Here is a 5,201-nt window from a genome sequence, read left to right as displayed (position 1 = left end):
GTTGGCTTCGCCGGTTCTGGCGCGACGTGAACAGGTTTGGTCGGGTTCTTAGGAAGCTTCTGCGCTTCGCTCGCGCCTGTCTTCAAAACAGTGAAGTGCACGCGCTGAACCTGATGACCGGCTTGTTGAGCCTGATAGATGATCATGTCGCCAAAGTTCTGGGAGACATAGTTGCCCAAGAAGTTTGTAGGAACGCTAAAGCTCGCTACGCCGTTTTTTGTGCCCAAGAAAGTGAGCGGACCAATCCAATTGGTGTAGTTATTCTTGCCTACAGATGCGCGTAGAGTGTCTTGCAGCTGTCCCCAATCGTCGTCGGTCATATATTGTTTCTTTCTTTCCCAACATTTCTTCACACGAGTTCATACCGAGAGAGCAGATCTCTCGAATTTTCCGTCGATCTGTTGGTGGTCTACAGCGAAGCAGACTGCGCCGAATGGCGCTTCCAACAGAAAAGAGATGACCCTGCAGTATCCGCGTCCCAATCGAACACTGCGTAATGGCTCAACTCCTCCCTAGGGTACGTTTGTCAGGCTCGACGCAAAAAGGTGCTGTTCACCAAAGTGCAGGCGTCAGGAGCGATGACAAATTTTTCAAACTATCCCAAGGCGACGTGAATCGCTCGACATTGCTAGCAAGTCGTCAGGCGTTGCATCAACTTATCAATGCGCTTGACTCAGAGATTGGTGGAAAAGAATCTATTTCTTCTGGAGAATTGCAACAAATCACTTAAGAAATGGAATTCTGGAATATCTCAGCTTGACTGACCCATCTATAGATAGATCTTCAAGAATCGGGATGCGCTTCGTCAAGCTTTCCCCAAAACGACGAAAGCGCCGACCTGTTGCAGGTGGCGCTTAACATCAAACTTAGCGTTTAGCCGCTTGGCTAGACTTAGCCGATCGCTTTCACACGAGCGGAGAGGCGGGACATTTTGCGCGCCACTGTGTTCTTGTGGAAAACACCTTTTGTCACACCGCGCATCAGCTCTGGCTGTGCGTCACGCAGAGCAGCAGATGCCGCATCTTTGTCACCGGATGTGATCGCCTCTTCTACTTTACGCAGAAAAGTACGGATGCGCGAACGACGCGCTTTGTTTACTTGAAAACGTGCTTCGTTTTGACGAGCGCGTTTTTTTGCTTGAGGCGAATTTGCCATAATTTCGTCGTCCCACTGTTTGGGTTCGGTTTTATCTCGAAGCCGCGTCTTAGGGCCGACTCGCGTCCCTGTCAACAGGCCCAAGGGCTAGGATGGTTTATTTGTCTCGGAATTGTGCCTGACGTTTCTCGAGGAAGGCCGCCATCCCTTCTTTTTGGTCTTCTGTCGCAAAGAGCGAATGGAACAACCGACGTTCGAACAAGATGCCTTCGCTCAGAGTTGTTTCATAGCTGCGGTTAACCGCTTCTTTGACTGCCATAGAGGTCAGAACAGACTTCTCAGCAATCTTTACAGCAGCGCCAAGCGCTTCTTCTTTAAGCTTTTTCGCAGGAACAACGCGACTTACCAGTCCGCTGCGCTCTGCTTCTTCGGCGTCCATGAAGCGGCCCGTTAGATGCATATCCATCGATTTAGACTTGCCTACGAATCGGGTTAGGCGCTGTGTGCCGCCGATACCGGCAACAACACCAAGGTTGATTTCGGGTTGGCCAAACTTAGCTGTGTCCGCCGCGATGATGAAATCGCACATCATCGCCAATTCACAACCGCCACCAAGCGCATACCCAGCAACCGCTGCAATAATAGGCTTGCGAGTCGCGCGGACAGCGTCGCCTTCATCAGCAAAGAAGTTCGAAAGAAACATCTCAACGAAGGTTTTTTCGGACATTTCTTTGATATCCGCACCAGCGGCAAATGCTTTGTCCGACCCTGTCAGGACGATGCAACGTACTTTGTCGTTCTCATCAGCCTCTTTGAGAGCGGTGCTGAGCTCTCCCAGAACCTGAGAATTCAACGCATTCATCGCTTCAGGGCGATTGATGCGAATGAGGGCGACGTGATCTTCGATTTCGACGATCAGCGTTTCATAGGCCATATGGATAGCTCTTTGTTGTTTCGTTCAGACCTGTTTGCTTATCAGGTGCGCGGTACGTTTCAAGCTATCTTTGGCAGTTGCTACAATAGAAAGTTGAACGTCCCGATTGCACAACACGTTTAATTTCACTTTTGCACTCGGTTGTGCGGCAGGCATCACCTTCGCGCCCATAAACATCAAAACTATGTTGAAAATAGCCCAGATCACCGCTCGCTTGACGGAAGTCTTTTAGGGAAGAACCCCCAGCATCGATAGCTTCATTCAGGACATCTCGAATGATCGGAACGAGGGTCGCGACACGAGGCTTTGAAATCTGATTTGCTTTGCGCAACGGCGAGATCCCGGCACGGTAAAGCGTTTCACACACATATATATTTCCGAGACCTGCCACGATTCTCTGGTCGAGTAGAGCGGACTTGATCGGGCTGGCCTTGTTTGAAAGAGCCTTGATCAAGTAGTCGGTATCAAAACTATTCCCGAGCGGCTCAGGACCAATCACAGAGAGCAGTTTATGCTGCTCTGCAGTTTCAGTTTTGAGCAAGTCCATCGCTCCAAAACGACGCGGATCGTTGAAGGTAATGCGTGCCCCACTCTCCATGTGAAAGACCACATGATCGTGTTTTTCAGCAGGGGGATGATCATGCGTAAAGCTGCCTACTTTTGCGCCAGAGATCAGCATACGCCCTGACATGCCCAAATGAATCAGAAGCGATTCGCCGGTGTCGAGGTCGGCAAGGATGTATTTGGATCGTCGACGCAGGCGCTGAATTGTTGCTCCGGTAAGCCGTTTCGCCATATTTTCAGGGAAGGGCCAGCGTAAATCTGGACGATTTACATTCGCTTGAACGATGCGTGCACCTTCCATGACAGGGGCTAGCCCCCGCTTGACGGTCTCAACCTCGGGTAATTCTGGCATGTTCATCCCCTTTGTGGGTTGGGTGGTCCAATTGGGCGCATTGTAACGGGTGTGCGGCTGTTTATAAGAAGGGTCAAACAACAAAAGCGGCAAGTCCCATGAGCGATCAAAATACTGACACGACCCATTTCGGCTTCGAGACCGTTCCAGAAGCGGAAAAAGCTGGCCGCGTACAAGGTGTGTTTAATTCCGTTGCCTCGAAATACGACATTATGAATGACGTGATGTCGATGGGCATTCATCGTATTTGGAAAGATGCTATGATGGATTGGCTCGCGCCGCGCGCAGGTCAAAAGCTTTTGGATGTTGCTGGTGGCACGGGCGATATATCGTTTCGGTTCCTGCAAAGGGCGGGGAGTGGGCACGCTACAGTGCTCGATCTAACGGCTCCGATGCTGGAGGAAGGCCGTAAACGCGCAGAAGCGGGCGCGATGGTCGATTCACTGGATTGGGTCGTTGGGGACGCCATGGCGCTGCCTTTTGATGACAACACCTTTGACGTCTACACAATCAGCTTCGGCATTCGAAATGTCACCCGCCCGCAAGAAGCCCTCAATGAGGCTTTTCGCGTTCTGCGTCCAGGCGGCCGTTTGATGGTGTTGGAGTTTTCGCAAATTCCGAATCCGGCGATGCAGTGGGCGTATGATCGGTATTCATTCAATGTGATTCCGCCCATGGGCAAGCTGATCGCCAATGATGCTGACAGTTACCAGTATTTGGTCGAATCAATACGCAAGTTTCCTGATCAAGACACGTTCCTGGATATGGTGCGCCAAGCTGGTTTCGAAAATGCGAAATATCGTAATATGACCATGGGCATTGCTGCGCTTCACTCTGGTTGGAAAATCTAAGCGATGCGCGGTCCCCATAATATCTGGCGCCTTATTGTGACAGGCGCGACGCTCGAGCGTACGGGTGCGATGCGTGTCATTCTTGATCTTATGGACGCTCCGCGACCTTTGCGCATTGCGGCCCGTGGGCTTGCTTGGCCGTTCAAATGGCTTGGCTTTAAAGGCGACGAGAGCATGGCTCCGCCCGCACGTGCGATGACAGCGCTTGGTCCTGCTTACATCAAACTAGGTCAAATTTTATCGACACGCCCAGATGTTGTTGGGACCGAAATGGCCATGCAACTGCGTGTTTTGCAGGATAAACTACCGCCGTTTCCGATCGACGTTGCCAAAGCGTCCGTCACTGCCGAACTAGGCGGTACGGCAGATGAGATTTTCTCGGAATTTAGTGAGCCGGTCGCTGCTGCATCAATAGCGCAAGTTCATCAGGCACGCATTCGGGAAACAGGTGAGCTGGTTGCTGTAAAAGTGCTCCGCCCTGACATCGAGAAAGCGTTTCGCAAAGACATTGACGCCTTCTATTTTGGCGCGCGGATGGTGGAGCTTTTGTCGCCAAGCTCGCGCCGTTTGCGTCCGCTTGATGTGATCGAGCATTTCGACGGTGTCGTGATGGGAGAGCTGGACCTTCGACTGGAAAGTTCAGCGGCATCTGAGTTCGCAGCAAACACCAAGGACGATACTGGTTTTTCCTTGCCGGAGATCAAATGGCATCTGTCTGGAAGACGTGTCATGACGCTTGGCTGGGCTGAGGGCGTTCCTTTTGGCGACAATGATGCGATTGATGCGGCGGGTCATAATCGCGCGGACTTGGCGTCACGTGTGCTTGAGCTATTCCTGTTACACGCTCTGCGCGATGGCTATTTCCATGCTGACATGCACCAAGGCAATCTAAAGGTCGCTCCAAATGGCGATATCATTGCGTTTGATTTCGGTATCATGGGACATATCGATGAATATACACGGCGCGTGTATGCGGAGATTCTATTTGGGTTTATCCGTCGTGACTATCGACGTGTCGCCGAAGTCCACTTTGAAGCGGGCTATGTGCCAGCTGATCAGGATGTCGATGAATTTGCGCGTGCTTTGCGCGCTGTTGGTGAACCAATCTTCGGTATGGATGCCACGCGGATGTCGATGGGCCGTTTGTTTAGTCATCTATTTGAGGTGACCGAGAGATTCGGCATGGAAACACGAACCGAGCTTATCCTTCTGCAACGAACTATGGTTGTTGTTGAAGGCGTAGCGCGTTCGATGGACCCCTACATGAATATTTGGCAAGTCGCGCGGCCAGTTGTCGAAGACTATATCAAAGACAGCATCGGTCCGCGCGCTATGATGGCCGACCTAGCAAAAACAGCAAAAGTGCTATCCAGATTTGGGCCGCGGTTGCCAGTTCTAGTCGAGG

At 51.5% G+C, this 5,201-nt stretch carries 7 protein-coding genes; 3 read left to right on the top strand and 4 right to left on the bottom strand.

Annotated features, from left to right (window positions below; translation table 11 throughout):
- On the bottom strand, positions 1 to 320 hold a 320-nt coding region (locus ABJQ89_RS05325), incomplete at its 3' end, for a DnaA N-terminal domain-containing protein (RefSeq protein ID WP_348495230.1).
- Between the two features lie 176 nt (positions 321 to 496).
- Here ABJQ89_RS05325 and ABJQ89_RS05320 point away from each other — a divergent pair.
- The gene (locus ABJQ89_RS05320) at positions 497 to 730 is read left to right on the top strand and encodes a hypothetical protein (RefSeq protein ID WP_348495229.1); all 234 of its coding nucleotides are present in this window, start codon (positions 497 to 499) and stop codon (positions 728 to 730) included.
- Positions 731 to 891: 161 nt separating this feature from the next.
- On the opposite strand, the gene rpsT is transcribed toward ABJQ89_RS05320, so the two are convergent.
- From rpsT to mutM, 3 genes are all read right to left on the bottom strand, one after another.
- On the bottom strand, positions 892 to 1,155 hold the full coding sequence (gene rpsT, locus ABJQ89_RS05315) for a 30S ribosomal protein S20 (RefSeq protein WP_348495228.1): 264 nt from the start codon (positions 1,153 to 1,155) through the stop codon (positions 892 to 894).
- A 97-nt stretch (positions 1,156 to 1,252) separates the two neighbouring features.
- On the bottom strand, positions 1,253 to 2,029 hold the full coding sequence (locus tag ABJQ89_RS05310) for an enoyl-CoA hydratase (protein WP_348495227.1): 777 nt from the start codon (positions 2,027 to 2,029) through the stop codon (positions 1,253 to 1,255).
- A 64-nt stretch (positions 2,030 to 2,093) separates the two neighbouring features.
- Positions 2,094 to 2,945, bottom strand: a complete 852-nt coding sequence (mutM, locus tag ABJQ89_RS05305; RefSeq protein WP_348495226.1) for a bifunctional DNA-formamidopyrimidine glycosylase/DNA-(apurinic or apyrimidinic site) lyase — start codon at positions 2,943 to 2,945, stop codon at positions 2,094 to 2,096.
- A 98-nt stretch (positions 2,946 to 3,043) separates the two neighbouring features.
- Between mutM and ubiE the strand changes: the two genes are divergently transcribed.
- The gene (gene ubiE / locus ABJQ89_RS05300; RefSeq protein ID WP_348495225.1) at positions 3,044 to 3,796 is read left to right on the top strand and encodes a bifunctional demethylmenaquinone methyltransferase/2-methoxy-6-polyprenyl-1,4-benzoquinol methylase UbiE; all 753 of its coding nucleotides are present in this window, start codon (positions 3,044 to 3,046) and stop codon (positions 3,794 to 3,796) included.
- Positions 3,797 to 3,799: 3 nt separating this feature from the next.
- Positions 3,800 to 5,201, top strand: a 1,402-nt coding sequence (ubiB, locus tag ABJQ89_RS05295) for a 2-polyprenylphenol 6-hydroxylase (RefSeq protein ID WP_348495224.1), incomplete at its 3' end; no start/stop codon positions are given.

This window comes from Planktotalea sp. (assembly GCF_039984035.1).
Classification (GTDB): Bacteria; Pseudomonadota; Alphaproteobacteria; order Rhodobacterales; family Rhodobacteraceae; genus Planktotalea.
Note: the sequence above shows the minus strand (reverse complement) of the source record. Positions and strands in the feature narration are given on the sequence as shown.

What these genes read in the sequence shown, in the direction of transcription:
- ABJQ89_RS05320 (WP_348495229.1), top strand. Translation starts at nt 497, where the DNA reads ATGGCTCAACTCCTCCCTAGGGTACGTTTGTCAGGCTCGACGCAAAAA.
- mutM (WP_348495226.1), bottom strand. Translation starts at nt 2,945, where the DNA reads ATGCCAGAATTACCCGAGGTTGAGACCGTCAAGCGGGGGCTAGCCCCT.
- rpsT (WP_348495228.1), bottom strand. Translation starts at nt 1,155, where the DNA reads ATGGCAAATTCGCCTCAAGCAAAAAAACGCGCTCGTCAAAACGAAGCA.
- ABJQ89_RS05310 (WP_348495227.1), bottom strand. Translation starts at nt 2,029, where the DNA reads ATGGCCTATGAAACGCTGATCGTCGAAATCGAAGATCACGTCGCCCTC.
- ubiE (WP_348495225.1), top strand. Translation starts at nt 3,044, where the DNA reads ATGAGCGATCAAAATACTGACACGACCCATTTCGGCTTCGAGACCGTT.